The 14,763-nt window shown below is 61.1% G+C and carries 15 protein-coding genes and 2 tRNA genes; all 17 read right to left on the reverse strand.

The window, feature by feature from the left end; all coding sequences use genetic code 11:
- Positions 1 to 8: 8 nt before the first annotated feature.
- On the reverse strand, positions 9 to 317 hold the full coding sequence (nuoK, locus tag JP75_RS02945; RefSeq protein ID WP_035079223.1) for an NADH-quinone oxidoreductase subunit NuoK: 309 nt from the start codon (positions 315 to 317) through the stop codon (positions 9 to 11).
- A gap of 15 nt (positions 318 to 332) precedes the next feature.
- Positions 333 to 941 carry an NADH-quinone oxidoreductase subunit J gene (locus JP75_RS02950; RefSeq protein WP_035078973.1) on the reverse strand — a complete coding sequence of 203 codons (609 nt, stop codon included), beginning with the start codon at positions 939 to 941 and terminating at the stop codon, positions 333 to 335.
- An 11-nt stretch (positions 942 to 952) separates the two neighbouring features.
- Positions 953 to 1,441 carry an NADH-quinone oxidoreductase subunit NuoI gene (gene nuoI, locus JP75_RS02955; protein ID WP_035078977.1) on the reverse strand — a complete coding sequence of 163 codons (489 nt, stop codon included), beginning with the start codon at positions 1,439 to 1,441 and terminating at the stop codon, positions 953 to 955.
- Positions 1,441 to 2,538: an NADH-quinone oxidoreductase subunit NuoH gene (gene nuoH / locus JP75_RS02960; RefSeq protein WP_051960232.1), complete on the reverse strand. Its 1,098-nt coding sequence runs from the start codon at positions 2,536 to 2,538 to the stop codon at positions 1,441 to 1,443. Before nuoH ends, nuoI begins: the two co-directional genes overlap by 1 nt.
- Before the next feature lie 9 nt (positions 2,539 to 2,547).
- A complete protein-coding gene (nuoG, locus tag JP75_RS02965; protein ID WP_035078979.1) occupies positions 2,548 to 4,650 on the reverse strand; it encodes an NADH-quinone oxidoreductase subunit NuoG in 2,103 nt (700 codons plus the stop codon).
- Between the two features lie 4 nt (positions 4,651 to 4,654).
- Positions 4,655 to 5,962 (reverse strand): NADH-quinone oxidoreductase subunit NuoF, encoded by a 1,308-nt coding sequence (gene nuoF / locus JP75_RS02970; protein ID WP_035078981.1) that lies wholly within the window; start codon positions 5,960 to 5,962, stop codon positions 4,655 to 4,657.
- A complete protein-coding gene (gene nuoE, locus JP75_RS02975) occupies positions 5,962 to 7,302 on the reverse strand; it encodes an NADH-quinone oxidoreductase subunit NuoE (RefSeq protein ID WP_035078984.1) in 1,341 nt (446 codons plus the stop codon). Before nuoE ends, nuoF begins: the two co-directional genes overlap by 1 nt.
- Complete coding sequence (locus tag JP75_RS02980; RefSeq protein ID WP_035078987.1) at positions 7,302 to 8,492, reverse strand: NADH-quinone oxidoreductase subunit D; 1,191 nt, start codon at positions 8,490 to 8,492, stop codon at positions 7,302 to 7,304. Before JP75_RS02980 ends, nuoE begins: the two co-directional genes overlap by 1 nt.
- On the reverse strand, positions 8,492 to 9,130 hold the full coding sequence (locus JP75_RS02985) for an NADH-quinone oxidoreductase subunit C (protein ID WP_051960234.1): 639 nt from the start codon (positions 9,128 to 9,130) through the stop codon (positions 8,492 to 8,494). The genes JP75_RS02980 and JP75_RS02985 overlap by 1 nt, the downstream gene beginning before the upstream one ends.
- A 9-nt stretch (positions 9,131 to 9,139) precedes the next feature.
- A complete protein-coding gene (locus JP75_RS02990; protein ID WP_035078989.1) occupies positions 9,140 to 9,721 on the reverse strand; it encodes a NuoB/complex I 20 kDa subunit family protein in 582 nt (193 codons plus the stop codon).
- Positions 9,712 to 10,077, reverse strand: a complete 366-nt coding sequence (locus JP75_RS02995; protein WP_035078990.1) for an NADH-quinone oxidoreductase subunit A — start codon at positions 10,075 to 10,077, stop codon at positions 9,712 to 9,714. Before JP75_RS02995 ends, JP75_RS02990 begins: the two co-directional genes overlap by 10 nt.
- A 362-nt stretch (positions 10,078 to 10,439) precedes the next feature.
- Positions 10,440 to 11,015 carry an outer membrane protein gene (locus JP75_RS03000; protein WP_035078992.1) on the reverse strand — a complete coding sequence of 192 codons (576 nt, stop codon included), beginning with the start codon at positions 11,013 to 11,015 and terminating at the stop codon, positions 10,440 to 10,442.
- A gap of 252 nt (positions 11,016 to 11,267) precedes the next feature.
- The gene (locus JP75_RS03005; RefSeq protein WP_035078996.1) at positions 11,268 to 11,843 is read right to left on the reverse strand and encodes an outer membrane protein; all 576 of its coding nucleotides are present in this window, start codon (positions 11,841 to 11,843) and stop codon (positions 11,268 to 11,270) included.
- A 395-nt stretch (positions 11,844 to 12,238) separates the two neighbouring features.
- The gene (locus JP75_RS26410) at positions 12,239 to 12,787 is read right to left on the reverse strand and encodes an outer membrane protein (protein ID WP_035078999.1); all 549 of its coding nucleotides are present in this window, start codon (positions 12,785 to 12,787) and stop codon (positions 12,239 to 12,241) included.
- Between the two features lie 220 nt (positions 12,788 to 13,007).
- Positions 13,008 to 13,739 (reverse strand): peptide-methionine (S)-S-oxide reductase MsrA, encoded by a 732-nt coding sequence (msrA, locus tag JP75_RS03015; RefSeq protein ID WP_035079003.1) that lies wholly within the window; start codon positions 13,737 to 13,739, stop codon positions 13,008 to 13,010.
- A gap of 130 nt (positions 13,740 to 13,869) precedes the next feature.
- Positions 13,870 to 13,946: transfer RNA gene (locus tag JP75_RS03020), tRNA-Asp, on the reverse strand.
- 317 nt (positions 13,947 to 14,263) lie between these two features.
- Positions 14,264 to 14,339: transfer RNA gene (locus JP75_RS03025), tRNA-Val, on the reverse strand.
- Positions 14,340 to 14,763: the final 424 nt, after the last annotated feature.

Consider the following 14,763-nt stretch of genomic DNA (forward strand, 5'->3'; position numbering starts at 1 on the left):
CGGTGCTCTTAGCCCTTCATCAGATTGGCGTCTTCAACCGCGATGGACCCACGGTTGCGGTAGAAAATGACCAGGATGGCCAGACCGATAGCGGCTTCAGCAGCAGCCACGGTGAGGATCATCAGCGCGAAGACCTGACCCTGCAGATCCTGCAGATGAGCGCTGAAGGCCACGAAGTTCAGATTGACCGCAAGCAGGATCAATTCCACCGACATCAGGATGACGATGACGTTCTTGCGGTTGAGAAAGATGCCGAACACGCCGAGCGTGAACAGGATGGCTGCAACGGTCAGGTAGTGACCGAGCCCGATTTCCAAGCCCATGATAAACCCCTATAGCCCCTGACCGCTCTTGACCTTGACGACCTTCAGCGTCTCGCTCGCCTGGCGAGCAACCTGCTTGATCGGATCCTGGCGCTTTGCCGTCGCACGGTGGCGCAGCGTCAGCACGATGGCGCCGATCATGGCGACCAGCAGAATGGCGCCGGCACCCTGGAACAGGAAGAAGTAGCGCGTGTAGAGCACCAGACCGAGCTGGCGCGTATTGTCCATGGCCGCATCGATCGGCAGGCCGGAGCCGCTCGCGACGTCGGGCGAGATGAAGAAGCTGCCGGCAACGAGCAGCAGCTCGAGCAGCAGGACCACCCCGACCAGAATGCCGATGGGCGCATATTGCAGCATGCCCTGGCGCATTTCGGCGAAGTCGATGTCGAGCATCATGACGACGAAGAGGAAGAGCACGGCGACCGCGCCCACATAGACGACGATCAGGATCAGCGCCAGGAACTCGGCGCCGGCCAGCATGAAGAGACCTGCACCATTGACGAAGGTCAGGATGAGAAACAGCACCGCATGCACGGGGTTGCGCGCCGAAATGACCATGAAGGCCGAGACGACAGCAACCGCCGAGAAGAGGTAGAAAAAGAATAGTGGAAGGGTCATCCTCTTCCCTCTCAGCGGTAAGGCGCGTCGGCTGCAAGGTTGGAGGCGATTTCACGCTCCCAACGATCGCCGTTTGCAAGGAGCTTCTCCTTCGAGAAGTAGAGCTCTTCGCGCGTTTCAGTTGCGAATTCGAAGTTCGGGCCTTCGACGATGGCGTCCACCGGGCAGGCTTCCTGGCAGAAGCCGCAATAGATGCACTTCACCATGTCGATGTCGTAGCGCACGGTACGGCGGGTGCCGTCGTTCTGGCGCGGGCCGGCTTCGATGGTGATGGCCTGAGCCGGGCAGATGGCTTCGCAGAGCTTACAGGCGATGCAACGCTCTTCGCCATTGGGATAACGGCGGAGGGCATGCTCACCGCGGAAGCGCGGAGACACCGGACCCTTTTCGAAGGGATAGTTGATGGTCGGCTTCGGCGCGAAGAAGTAGCGCATGGCCAGGAAGAAGGCCGATACGAACTCCTTGAGCAGGAGCGTGTTGACGACTTGTGCAGCGCGCATCAGACGATTCCTCCGTGCCAACCCCAGCCCGTGAGCTTGAGGACGAAGGCAACAATCACAACCATCACGAGCGAGAGCGGCAGGAACAGCTTCCAACCGATCCGCATGAGCTGGTCATAGCGGTAACGGGGCACGATGGACTTGGCCATCGCGAACATGAAGAACACCAGGCTCAGCTTGATGAAGAACCAGATGACGCCCGGGATCCAGGTGAACGGCGGCAGATCGATCGGCGCAGCCCAGCCACCCATGAAGAGCACGGTGGTCATGGCGCACATCAGAAGGATCGAAATGTATTCGCCGAGCATGAAGAGCATGTAGGGCGACGCCGAGTATTCGGTCATGAAGCCGGCGACGAGTTCGGATTCACCCTCAGCCAAATCGAACGGCGGACGGTTGGTTTCGGCGAGGGCCGAAATGTAGAAAATCACGAACATCGGGAAGAGCGGGATCCAGAACCAGTTCAGGAACGAGAGCCACGGCACGCCGAGCATGTGGGCAAGGCCCATTTCCTTCTGCGCGACGACGATGTCATTCAGGTTCAGCGAACCTACGCAGAGCAGGACGGTGATGATGACGAGGCCGATCGAGACTTCGTAGCTGACCATCTGCGCGGCGGCGCGGAGCGAGCCGAAGAAGGGGTACTTCGAGTTCGAGGCCCAGCCGCCGATGATCACGCCATAGACGCCGAGCGAGGAAATGCCGAGCAGGTACAGGATGCCAATGTTGATATTGGCCATGGCCCAGCCATTGTCGACCGGCACGACGGCCCAGCCGGCGAGAGCCAGGGTGGCCGTCAGGAGCGGCGCGAGCAGGAACAGGGCCTTGTCGGCGCCGGCCGGAATGATCGGCTCCTTGAAGACGAACTTGAGCAAGTCAGCGAAGGACTGCAGCAGGCCGAAAGGACCTACGACGTTGGGACCGCGGCGCATCTGGACGGCAGCCCAGATCTTGCGGTCGGCGAGAAGAATGAAGGCCGTGAAGACAAGCAGGGCAACCAGCAAGGCCAGTGCCTTGTAGATGAAACCGATCTGCACGCCCCAACCGAGGAAGGGGATGCCGAGCAAATAGTCGAGGGCCGTAGTAACGAAATCCATTGTGGTCCCCTACTCCGCGGCCTGCCGGAGACCGGCAGCCAGCGCGGCGCATTCACCCATGACGGCCGAAGCGCGTGCAATCGGGTTGCTGAGATAGAAATCGGCGACGGCCGAACCGAACGGCGCCGACTTGGTCTTGATAGCGGCCTTGGCGAGCTTGCCGAGATCGGCAACCTTGCCCGGAGCAATCTCGTCGACATTGGCCAGGTGCGGGAATTCGGCGTAGAGGGCCGAACGCAGCTGGGCCAGCGAGTTGTACGGAAGCGGCTTGCCGATGGCGCCGGAAAGGGCACGGAAAATGGCCCAGTCTTCCTTGGCGTCGCCGGGCGGGAACACGGCGCGGGCGGTCTGCTGGACGCGGCCTTCAGTGTTCACATAGGTGCCCGACTTCTCGGTGTAGGTCGCGGCCGGCAGGATGACGTCGGCGCGGTGTGCGCCCTGGTCGCCATGCGAGCCGACATAGACGACGAATGCCTTGCCCATGGCGGACATGTCGTATTCGTCGGCGCCGAGCAGGAACAGGACGTCGAGTTCACCCTTGCCAGCCAGAGCGATCTGGTCAGCCGAGCACACGCCGCCGTCATGGGGCACGAAGCCGATGTCGATGCCACCAACGCGGCTTGCCGCATTGTGGAGGAGCGCAAAACCATTCCAGCCTTCGGCGACATTGGCACCGGTAGCGAGCTTGGAGGCAATAGCGATGACATCGCGGCCGACCTGCTTGCCGAGGTTGGCATGCGAGACAGCGGCTTCGCCGACGATGATGATCGGACGCTGGGCCTTGGCGAGGATTTTGCCGAAGGAGCCCTTGCCGGCAGCAACGTCAACGAGGGTTTCAAAGCCTTCGCCGAGATAGTCGTAGGTGTAGGTGAGGTCGGCACGTTCGCCGATCACGCCCACGGGGATGTTCTTGGCGCGCCAGGTCTTGCGGATGCGCGCATTGATCAGCGAGGCTTCCTTGCGCGGATTGGCGCCGATGATCAGCACGGCGTCAGCTTCTTCAATGCCGGCAATGGTCGGATTGAAGATGTAGGCCGAGCGCGGCATCGAGGGATCGATACCGGACATGGCGGGACGCACGTCGGTCATGCCCGAACCGATCGAGGCGAGCAGGCCCTTGAGGGCGTACATTTCTTCAACGGCGGCCAGATCGCCAGCGATCGCGCCGACCTTGTTGCCGGCCTTCTTGATGCGCGCGGCGACAGCCGAGAGGGCTTCTTCCCAGGTGGTGGCCTGGAGCTTGCCGTTCTTGCGGACGTAGGGGCGATCGAGGCGCTGGTTCTTGAGGCCATCCCAGATGAAGCGGGTCTTGTCCGAGATCCACTCTTCATTGATGGCTTCGTTGACGCGCGGCATGATGCGCATGACTTCGCGGCCACGGCTGTCTACGCGGATGGCCGAACCGACGGCATCCATCACGTCGATGGATTCGGTCTTGTTCAGTTCCCACGGACGGGCGTTGAAGGCGTAGGGCTTGGAGGTCAGAGCGCCAACCGGGCAGAGGTCGATGACATTGCCCTGGAGTTCGCTCGACAGCGCCTTTTCGAGATAGGTGGTGATCTCGGCGTCTTCGCCGCGACCAAGCAGACCCATTTCGGCAATGCCGGCAACTTCAGTGGTGAAGCGGACGCAACGCGTGCAGTGAATGCAGCGATTCATCGAGGTCTTGACCAGCGGCCCGATGTACTTGTCTTCGACAGCGCGCTTGTTTTCGTGGAAGCGCGACTTATCTACACCGTAGGCCATGGCCTGGTCCTGAAGGTCGCACTCGCCGCCCTGATCGCAGATCGGGCAGTCCAGCGGGTGATTGACCAGCAGGAATTCCATCACGCCTTCACGGGCCTTTTTGACCATGGGCGTGTTGGTGAACATTTCGGGCGGCTCGCCATTCGGTCCGGGACGCAGGTCCTTGACCGCCATGGCGCACGAAGCTTGCGGCTTCGGGGGACCGCCCTTCACTTCGACGAGACACATGCGGCAGTTGCCCGCGACCGAGAGACGGTCGTGGTAGCAGAAGCGCGGGATTTCCGCGCCGGCTGCTTCTGCTGCCTGCATGAGGGTGTAGTAGTCAGGGACTTCGACGAGCGTGCCGTCGACTTTGATAGAAGCCATTGCCCTACTCCGCAGCGATCGACGGAACCGCGCCGTCGCTGGTGGAAGAATAAGTGTACTGGTCGATCCGCGCCTCGATGGTGGGGCGGAAGTTGCGGATCAGGCCTTGGATCGGCCAAGCTGCTGCGTCGCCGAGGGCGCAAATCGTGTGACCTTCGATCTGCTTGGTCACCGAGAACAGCATGTCGATTTCGCGCTTCTGGGCGCGGCCTTCGACCATGCGCTCCATGACGCGCATCATCCAGCCGGTGCCTTCGCGGCACGGCGTGCACTGGCCGCAGCTCTCGTGCTTGAAGAAAGCAGCGATGCGCCAGATGGCCCGGATGATATCGGTCGACTTGTCCATGATGATCATGCCGCCGGTGCCGAAGGAGGACTTCTTCTCGCGCATGCCGTCGAAGTCCATGATGGCGTCCATCATGTCTTCGCCGCGCACGACGGGACACGAAGCACCACCCGGGATAACGGCGAGGAGATTGTCCCAACCGCCGCGGATGCCGCCGCAATGCTTTTCGATGATGTCCTTGAAGCTCTCGCCCAGGGCTTCTTCGAAGGTCGCCGGCTTGTTCACATGGCCGGAGACCATGAAGAGCTTGGTGCCGACATTGTTCGGACGGCCGATGGAGGAGAACCAGGCGCCGGAGCGACGCAGGATTTCCGGAACGACGGCGATCGACTCGACGTTGTTCACGGTCGTCGGGTTGCCATAAACGCCCATGCCGGCCGGGAACGGCGGCTTGAGGCGGGGCTGGCCCTTCTTGCCTTCGAGCGATTCCATCAGAGCGGTTTCTTCGCCGCAGATGTAAGCGCCGGCGCCATGATGGACGATGATGTCCAGATCCCAGCCGTGGATATTGTCCTTGCCGATCAGCTTGGCGTCGTAGGCTTCCTGAACGGCTTCCTCGAGACGCTGACGTTCGCGGATGAATTCACCGCGGACATAGATGAAGGCGAGGTGCGCATCCATGGCGCGGGATGCGATCAGGCAGCCTTCGATCAGGTGGTGCGGATCGTGGCGCAGAATCTCGCGGTCCTTGCACGTACCGGGCTCGGATTCGTCAGCGTTCACAAGGAGGTAATGCGGACGGCCATCGCTGACCTTGGGCATGAAGCTCCACTTGAGACCAGTGGGGAAACCAGCGCCGCCACGGCCGCGCAGGCCCGAACCCTTGACCTCGTTGGTGATCCAATCGCGGCCCTGGTCGAGAAATTCCTTGGTACCAACCCAGGAACCACGGGCACGCGCGCCTTCGAGGCGCCAGTCGTGCTGGCCGTAGAGGTTGGTGAAGATACGGTCTTTATCAGCGAGCATTAGCGGGGATCCTTCCCGAACACCTTGCGATATTCCTCAATTCCGCCGCGGGCGAGGACTTCGGCCTGTTGCAGCCAATTGTCACGCGCAACGCGGCCCTTGAAGTTGAGGCTAGATTCCAGAGCCGTGATCTGTTCCGGCGTCATCGTCGCAACCTGGCTCCACTTGGTGATGCCAACTGCGTTGAGTTTGCCTTCGAGAACCGGACCGACGCCCGAAATCAGCTTGAGATCGTCGGCAGGGCCTTCCTGCTTCTGGAACAGCGGCGTGGGGCCACCGGTCTCGGCAGTGGGGCTCAGGCCTTCGGCGGGAGGAGCAACGACCTTCTTGGTCGACTTCTTCACCGAGGTCGCAGCGGCTTCGCCGGCAGGGGCATCGGCAGACTTCTTGCCGGGAGCCTTGCCGCCATCAACCTTGGCTGCCTTGGATTCGGCACCGACAGCGTCTTCGCGCATTTCCTTGGCGGGCTTGCCGGTTGCCTTTGCCGAAGCATTGGCGGCCTTGCGTTCGCTTTCGGCCTTGGCCTCGGAAACCTTGGCTTCCTTTGGCGTACCCTTGAGGGCGGGAGCGGATTCTTCCGAGACGTCCTTCGGCTTTGCGGCCGTGGTCGGGGCGGGAGCAGCAGCGGCAGCAGCCGGGGCGGCAGCAGCAGGCGCTGGCGCGCCTGCAGTAGCTGGCGCCGAACCTTCCGGCGGCGGGGGCGGCACGAACTTTTCACGCTTGGCGGTCGGCTTTTCGAGGAGGGTCGTCTGACCACCTTCGGCGGCGGCGTTCAGGCGCTCGATCTGGGTGCCGGGCTTGATGGTGTCGCCCTTGCCGGCCTGGAACGCATCGATGATTTCTTCGAGGCGACCGGCGGTCAGGTCTTCATAGGTGTCGTGGTAGATGGTGACCATCGGAGCGTTGACGCAGGCGCCAGCGCATTCGACTTCTTCCCAGGACAGCGTGCCATCTTCGTTGAGATGGTGCGGATCGTGGTGGATCTTGCTTTTGCAGACCTCGATCAGCTCCCCTGCCCCGCGCAGCATGCACGGGGTGGTGCCGCAGACTTGAACGTGGGCACGGGTGCCGACGGGCTGGAGCTGGAACTGGGTGTAGAAGGTTGCGACTTCGAGCACGCGGATATAGGCCATGCCGAGCATCTCGGCGACCTTTTCGATGGTCGCGCGGGAAACCCAGCCGTCCTGATCCTGCGCACGCATGAGCAGCGGAATAACGGCAGACTGCTGACGGCCGGCGGGATAAAGCGCGATGCGCTTTTCAGCCCAGGCGGCGTTGGCATCATTGAAGGCGAAACTTGCCGGCTGAACCGACTCGTCTGCAAGGCGTCGCACGGACATCAGCGATCAACCTCTCCGAACACAATATCAATCGAACCCAGGATCGCGGTGACGTCTGCCAGCATGTGGCCGCGGCAGAGCCAGTCCATGGCGCTCAGATGGGCAAAGCCCGGAGCACGGATATGGCAGCGATAGGGCTTGTTGGTGCCATCGGACACCAGATAGACGCCGAATTCACCCTTGGGCGCTTCGACGGCGGCGTAAATCTCGCCGGCGGGCACCTTGTAGCCTTCGGTGTAGAGCTTGAAGTGATGGATCAGAGCTTCCATCGACTGCTTCATCTCACTGCGCTTGGGCGGAACGACCTTGCCATCGACCGAGGACACAGGGCCCTTGCCTTCCGGCGCGTTCAGCTTTTCGACGCACTGCTTCATGATCGAATTGGCCTGCCGCATTTCTTCCATACGGACGAGGTAACGATCGTAGCAGTCGCCGTTGGCGCCGGTCGGGATATCGAAATCCATCTCGGCATAGGCGTCGTAGGGCTGCGCCTTGCGCAGGTCCCAGGCGGCGCCGGATGCACGGACCATGACGCCGGAAAAACCCCTGCCCCATGCCTCTTCGAGCGGGACGATGCCGATATCGACGCCGCGCTGCTTGAAGATGCGGTTTTCGGTGAGGAGCGTGTCGATGTCGGCGAGCGCTGCGGGGAATTCCTCGCAGAAGGTGCCGATATCGTCGACCAGCGCCTGCGGCAGGTCCTGATGGACGCCACCGGGACGGAAATAGGCAGCGTGCATACGGGCGCCAGAAGCGCGCTCATAGAAAACCATGAGCTTTTCGCGCTGCTCAAAACCCCAGAGTGGCGGGGTCAGCGCGCCGATGTCCATGGCCTGGGTGGTCACGTTCATCAGGTGGGCGAGCAAGCGGCCGATTTCGGCATAGAGCACGCGGATAAGCTGGCCACGGCGCGGTACTTCGATGCCGAGCATGCGCTCGACGGCCAGGGCAAAGGCATGCTCCTGGTTCATCGGGGCCACGTAGTCGAGGCGGTCGAAGTAAGGAACCGCCTGCAGGTAGGTCTTGTATTCGATCAGCTTTTCGGTGCCGCGGTGAAGCAGGCCGACATGCGGATCGACACGTTCAACAAGCTCGCCATCGAGCTCGAGAATCATGCGCAGCACGCCGTGGGCCGAGGGGTGAACCGGGCCGAAGTTGATCGTGAAATTGCGGACGTCGACTTCTGACATCAGTTCTTCGCCTTCTCGTCACCGGGCAGCACGTAATCCGTACCTTCCCAGGGTGACAAATAATCGAACGAGCGGAATTCCTGGGCGAGAGCGACCGGCTCATAGACCACGCGACGGCGCTCTTCGTCGTAGCGCACTTCCACAAAGCCGGTGAGCGGGAAGTCCTTGCGCAGCGGGTGGCCGTCAAAGCCATAGTCCGTGAGGATGCGGCGCAGGTCGGGGTGGCCGGAGAACAGCACGCCGTAGAGATCGTAGGTCTCGCGCTCGAACCAGTCGGCACCCGCGAAGACGCCGGTGATGGACGGAACGGGCGTTGCCTCATCGGCCTCAACCTTGACGCGGACGCGCTGGTTCAGGTGGGGGCTGAGGAGGTGGTAGACCACGTCGAAGCGGAATTCGCGCGAGGGATAGTCGGCGCCGCACACATCCACGAAGGAGATGAAGCGGCACTTCGCGTCGTCACGGAGGAAGGTGACGACGTCGACGATGGATTCGCGCTGAGCGGTGATGGTGAGATCGCCGAAGGCATGCTCGAGGCCGGTGACGGCGTCACCGAGCGAAGCCACGATGTGTTCGCCAAGGGCGACCAGCGGGTGGACTTCGATGACGGGCTCGACGGTTTCAACAATATCAGTCATGGCCCGGCCCTATCGCTCGATCGTGCCGTCGCGGCGAATTTTCTTTTGCAGCAAGAGAATGCCGTAAAGAAGCGCCTCGGCGGTCGGAGGGCAGCCAGGGACATAGACGTCCACGGGCAGGATGCGATCGCAACCGCGCACCACCGAATAGGAATAGTGATAGTAGCCGCCGCCATTGGCGCAGGAGCCCATGGAGATGACATAGCGCGGCTCGGGCATCTGGTCGTAGACCTTGCGCAGAGCGGGCGCCATCTTGTTGGTCAGCGTGCCGGCGACGATGAGAACGTCGGACTGGCGCGGCGAAGCGCGCGGCGCCGTGCCGAAACGTTCGATGTCGTAGCGAGGCATCGACATCTGCATCATTTCAACGGCGCAGCAGGCCAGACCCGTCTGCATCCACATCAGCGAGCCGGTACGGGCCCAGGTGATGAGCTGCGACACGGTGGTGACGAGGAAGCCCTTGTCGGCCAGCTCGTTGTTCACGCCGACGAAGAACGGATCTTCGGCGCCTAAGGGCTTGCCGGTTGCCGGGTCGAGAGCGCCGGTTGGACGGGGAGTCACCAGCGTCGCGTTGGAGGGGCTCAATCCCATTCCAGAGCTCCTTTGCGCCATTCATAAATAAAGCCGACGGTCAGCAGGCCGAGGAAGACCATGACCGACCAGAAGCCGAACCACCCGATGTCGTGGAACGCCACGGCCCAGGGGAAGAGGAACGCCACTTCAAGGTCGAAGATGATGAAGAGAATCGACACCAGATAGAATCGGACGTCGACCTTCATGCGCGCGTCGTCGAAGGCATCGAAGCCAGCTTCGAAAGCGGACAGCTTTTCGGGATCGGGCTTGCGGAAAGCAACGATGAACGGCGCCACGAGAAGCGCGGCACCGATGACGGCAGCAAGTCCGATAAACAAAAGGATTGGCAGGTAATTGCTGAGCAAGTCAGTCATGCGGCAGCCTAAGGTTCGAGCCGGTCGGAGGGGTCCCGGCGATCCGCGAGGCGAGCAAGCAATTGGGGCGAGCCGACCACCGCGTCAGTTGATGGCTAGGGCTTAGACCTTCCCCTAAATGGTTTCAAGGGAAAGAAAATATGACCTGAAAAATCATATATCTAAGCCGCATGGCTGAGAAAGCTTATGACTTTGAAGACGTGAGTTTGACGTAAATATTGGCGCGCGCAACGCGAATTTTGAAACGCGTGGCAAAGCGCAATTGGCACTCAATGTGCCCCGAATAAACGAAAACGGCGAGTCGATACCGACTCGCCGTTCGCAAGACTGGAGGGAGGCGAGACAGGCCCGCCAACCAAATCTTAGAAGTGGTAGAAGACGCCGACGGTTGCCTTGGCAGCTTCGAAGAACTGATCGCCGGCAGTGTTCGAGAAGTCACCCTGGCCAACGACTTCACCGCGAACGGTGACAGCGTCGGTAACGGCGAATTCAACACCAGCACCGAGCTGGTACACGCCTTCCGAACCGCCACCGACGGTCGAAACGCCAACGCCACCGATTGCGTAGATGAGAGCGGCGTCGGTCACGACAGCACCAGCGCGCAGGTTGGCGAAGAACTCGCCGCCCGAGTTGACGCTGTTCCAGGTGTAGTCGCCGGTAACTTCAACGCCGAGCAGGAACGGATCGACGGGGATGAAGTTCACGCCGACGGCAGCACCGATGACGCCATAGGTGGAGCTCAGGGTGTGGTTGGCATAGTCATTGGTGCCAGTCCACTGACCACCGGCGCGAGCACCGATGTAGAGGCCTTCCCAATCAAAACCGGCAGCTTCGTAGATCGGCTGCGGAGTGGTCGGGATGATCAGGTCCGCTGCCGAAGCGGCGGCGGTACCAAGAGCGGCGATCGACACGCCAATAAGCAGAGAACGAACAGACATTTTAAGCCCTCGAAGATTACGGTGATAACTTACTGTAACCTGACAGAGCCTCGGGCGCCCCGCAATGGGCTAGGCCATCACATCGCCCAAAACGTGTCCGCTTTTCGACAAGTGTAGCCAATCGACAACACCGAAATGGCCCAGCGTTAAGCCATTGGTAATAAACACAAACGGCGAACCGGAAACCGGTTCGCCGCCTGGGTTTGCAAGACTTGTTCCGCAGCGACCTAGGCCGCCGCGAAAAATATCGTCTTAGAAGTGGTAGAAGACGCCAACGGTTGCCTTGGCCGACTCAAAGAACTGGTCGCCAGCAACGTTCGAGAAGTCACCCTGGCCAACGAGTTCACCGCGGACGGTGATCGCATCGGTCACAGCAACTTCGACGCCGCCACCGAGCTGGTAGACGGATTCGGTGGTGTTGCCGGTGGTGTTCACGCCAACGCCACCCAGGGCGTAGACGAGCACGGAGTCGGTGACGACAGCGCCAGCGCGGAGGTTGGCGAAGAATTCACCCGACGAGGTGTTGTTTGCCCAGGTCCAGTCACCGGTGACTTCAGCACCGAGCAGGAACGGGTCGACCGGGATGAAGTTCACGCCGACAGCAGCACCAACAACGCCATAGGTGGTGTTGACGGTGGTGTTTGCGTAAGCGTTCGAACCGGTCCACTGGCCGCCAGCGCGGACACCAGCGTAGAGGCCGGACCAATCGAAGCCAGCAGCTTCGTAGATCGGCTGCGGGGTGGTCGGGATGATCAGATCAGCAGCCTGAGCGCCACCAACCATGAGTGCAGCGGCAGCAACGCCGAGCGAGAGAGAACGTACAAACATATCTTGCACTCCCATAGAGTTAACCGTAGTCGACCGGACTAATGACTCAAGGGAGAAAAAGAGGCAACCCCGCGCCAACACATATTGGGCGGTGGGGATAAGTTTTCATGACCAAATCGAGCGAGTGTTGCCTTTAGGCCGCGGAATTGGTCCAGTTTGATACAAATTGACGCATTCAGCCTTGGATCGGCGTCCCAAATTGTGATCGGACGCCAGCCCAAATATGGCTGTTGAAGGGCACGCTGCCACATTGTTGCCCGAAATGCAAATGGCCCCGCAACAATTGCGGGGCCATTTTTAGGGATTCGATAGGATTCGACGCTTTTGGGCGACGAATCGAACCGCAATCAGAAGTGAAAAGCGGCGCTATTTCAGAAATGAAAAGCAGCGCTATTTCAGAAGTGAAAAGCGGCGCCGACAGTGAACTGGTCCTTGGGGTTGCCGCCGTTGAGCGGGAAGCCGTGGAGGTATTGGGCACGGACCGAGACATTGTCGGTGACGGCCAGTTCGACACCGCCACCAAGCAGGGCGTCATCCTCTTCCGGCACGCCGAGATCGATGCCATAGCCGCCGGCCGCATAGACCACGACATTGTCGGAAACGACGAGACCGGCACGGCCGAGGATCTGGCCGTAGCTGGTATTGGTATTGCCGCCGGTAATCCCCTGCACCGCGACTTCGGCACCCAGAAGGTAGAAATCGAACTGGGCATTCACACCGGCCATGGCGCCAGCACCATATTGCATACCACCGACCGAGCTATTCTGGATGCCGCCATAGACGCCGGCATAGAAACCGTTCCAGTCAAAACCGGCCGCTTCCTCATAGACGGGCAATGCCGCCGGTGTGCTCGTGGGCACGGTAATCAGATCGGCAGCGAAGGCCGAGCCCGACATCAGGGCGGTGGCAAGTGTTGCCAGGGCGATCTTGTGAGACGAGCGCATCGCGTTTCTCCTTAGCACTACAACCAGCAGATAAGCGGAGAACGGAAGACTGATCTGCCCGTTCCCATGCTGGTCTTCCTCGACCGCCGGGCGATGCAGATGTGCAACACCCGAATTCTGCGGCCGAGAGTGACGTTCGTCGCTCAATCCGGCCACAAGCCGTCCATTGGGGGGCCAAAACAAGGCACCGCGCCGCCGTTGCATTGGGGGCACACCGCGCTCAGGCGGCGGGTAGTTCTCCGACCAATACCGGCTCGGTGCGATAGACATCCGGGAACAGCGCCGCCAGGGCCGCGATCTTGGGAAGATCATTCCGCACGATATAGGGCCAGGTTGGGTTCAGGGTCAGGAAATCCTGATGGTACTGTTCTGCGGGGTAGAAAGCTTCAAAAGGCTCGAGCGTAGTGACGATCGGGCCGGGAAAGAGCTTTGCGGCGTCGAGCTGGGCAATATAGGCCTTGGCAACTTCGGCCTGCTGGTCATTCACCGGGAAAATCGTCGAGCGATATTGCGTGCCGCGGTCCGGGCCCTGGAAATTGAGCTGGGTCGGATTGTGGGCGACGGAGAAGAAAATCTGCAGCAGCTTGCCGAAGGTAACGACCGAGGGATCGTAGGTGACTTCCACGGTTTCGGCGTGGCCGGTGTCTCCGCGGGTCGTTTGGTCATATGTGGCGGTATCGGCCGCGCCGCCGGCATAGCCCGACACGGCATTGGTGACGCCCTTCACGCGTTGGAACACGCCCTGCACGCCCCAGAAGCACCCGCCGGCAAAGACAGCGACGGCCGATGTGCCTGAATCATCAAGATCCCTATCGGGTGCGGGAATGACTACCGGCTCTTCCTGCGCGAAGATCGCGCCCGGCCGCGCGACAAAGCCAAGGACGGAAACCGCCGCCAATCCGCCGAGCAGACTGCGACGCGAAAACGTAAAATCGGGAAAACGTGGCGACATGGAGCACCTTCCTACTGGCCATATTACCAGCAGATACGGTGGCCGCATCCGGTTCGTTACACACAAAAAAGAGAGCAAACAAAAAAGGCGCCCGATGGGCGCCATATCAGGCCACTCCTTTTAGAAAGGGTGGCGCGAGAGACGGGGCTCGAACCCGCGACCTCCGGCGTGACAGGCCGGCGCTCTAACCAACTGAGCTACTCCCGCATCGGCGAACCGTGTGGCCCGCTGAACGTGACGCTGATGTACCCAGCGCCCCTCTTTAAGTCAAGCGCCCCTTTCCGCATCCGGCATAAAAACTTCACAGAGGCGATCGAGGCTGTGGAAAACTATTATGCTTCAAGCCACAAGGCGCGTTTTTTCAACAGGCACGCGAGCTGATGGGCCCTCGAAGGGCAGCGGCCGGAGCATCTAGGGCTGAGATGGCGGATGGTTGAAGTCTTCGCGGGATATTGGAACCCGCGGCTTCTGATTTTCCGTCTGGACCTTTCCCCGTGAGGCGGAAGTGGTCGGGAAACGGAAAATGGTGGGCGATGACGGACTCGAACCGCCGACATTCTCGGTGTAAACGAGACGCTCTACCAACTGAGCTAATCGCCCGTCCGACACAATGGTCTGGAACGGCGCTCTGATTAGGGCCCCTGCCCTTGCCCGTCAACAGGCAATTTGCCGGTGGGCGGTTCGAGCTGTGGGGGGTGTGGGGCGGAGACCGGGTCGTGGCGTAGTGCCTATCGCGCAAACCCCGCCTCCGCCTCGGTGCAGAGCCTCCCATTGGCGGGAGACTGTTCCCCTTGGACGCACGCGGATGCTTTCGCTCTCTCTGTGTCATCCCCGCGAAAGCGGCGACCTCCGTTTCAAACAGGGGTTCCCGCTTTCGCGGGAATGACACCGGGGGTGGAAATCAGAGGGCAGAGCAGTCCGGCGTAAACAATCCCTCGGCGGAGGGGATAGGGATGGGAGCACACGCGCGAAGGCCAGGCCCCTTACCCCGCAAAACAAAACGGCCCCAGCGAGTGTTCGCGGG

It is taken from the genome of Devosia riboflavina, from assembly GCF_000743575.1.
In the GTDB taxonomy this organism is placed as follows: Bacteria; Pseudomonadota; Alphaproteobacteria; order Rhizobiales; family Devosiaceae; genus Devosia; species Devosia riboflavina.

Coding starts and splice junctions, on each gene's coding strand:
- JP75_RS03005 (WP_035078996.1), bottom strand. CDS start 11,843: ATGTTTGTACGTTCTCTCTCGCTCGGCGTTGCTGCCGCTGCACTCATG.
- nuoE (WP_035078984.1), bottom strand. CDS start 7,302: ATGTCCGTGCGACGCCTTGCAGACGAGTCGGTTCAGCCGGCAAGTTTC.
- msrA (WP_035079003.1), bottom strand. CDS start 13,739: ATGTCGCCACGTTTTCCCGATTTTACGTTTTCGCGTCGCAGTCTGCTC.
- JP75_RS02985 (WP_051960234.1), bottom strand. CDS start 9,130: ATGACTGATATTGTTGAAACCGTCGAGCCCGTCATCGAAGTCCACCCG.
- JP75_RS02980 (WP_035078987.1), bottom strand. CDS start 8,492: ATGTCAGAAGTCGACGTCCGCAATTTCACGATCAACTTCGGCCCGGTT.
- nuoH (WP_051960232.1), bottom strand. CDS start 2,538: ATGGATTTCGTTACTACGGCCCTCGACTATTTGCTCGGCATCCCCTTC.
- nuoI (WP_035078977.1), bottom strand. CDS start 1,441: ATGCGCGCTGCACAAGTCGTCAACACGCTCCTGCTCAAGGAGTTCGTA.
- JP75_RS02950 (WP_035078973.1), bottom strand. CDS start 941: ATGACCCTTCCACTATTCTTTTTCTACCTCTTCTCGGCGGTTGCTGTC.
- nuoG (WP_035078979.1), bottom strand. CDS start 4,650: ATGGCTTCTATCAAAGTCGACGGCACGCTCGTCGAAGTCCCTGACTAC.
- JP75_RS26410 (WP_035078999.1), bottom strand. CDS start 12,787: ATGCGCTCGTCTCACAAGATCGCCCTGGCAACACTTGCCACCGCCCTG.
- nuoF (WP_035078981.1), bottom strand. CDS start 5,962: ATGCTCGCTGATAAAGACCGTATCTTCACCAACCTCTACGGCCAGCAC.
- JP75_RS03000 (WP_035078992.1), bottom strand. CDS start 11,015: ATGTCTGTTCGTTCTCTGCTTATTGGCGTGTCGATCGCCGCTCTTGGT.
- JP75_RS02990 (WP_035078989.1), bottom strand. CDS start 9,721: ATGGGATTGAGCCCCTCCAACGCGACGCTGGTGACTCCCCGTCCAACC.
- JP75_RS02995 (WP_035078990.1), bottom strand. CDS start 10,077: ATGACTGACTTGCTCAGCAATTACCTGCCAATCCTTTTGTTTATCGGA.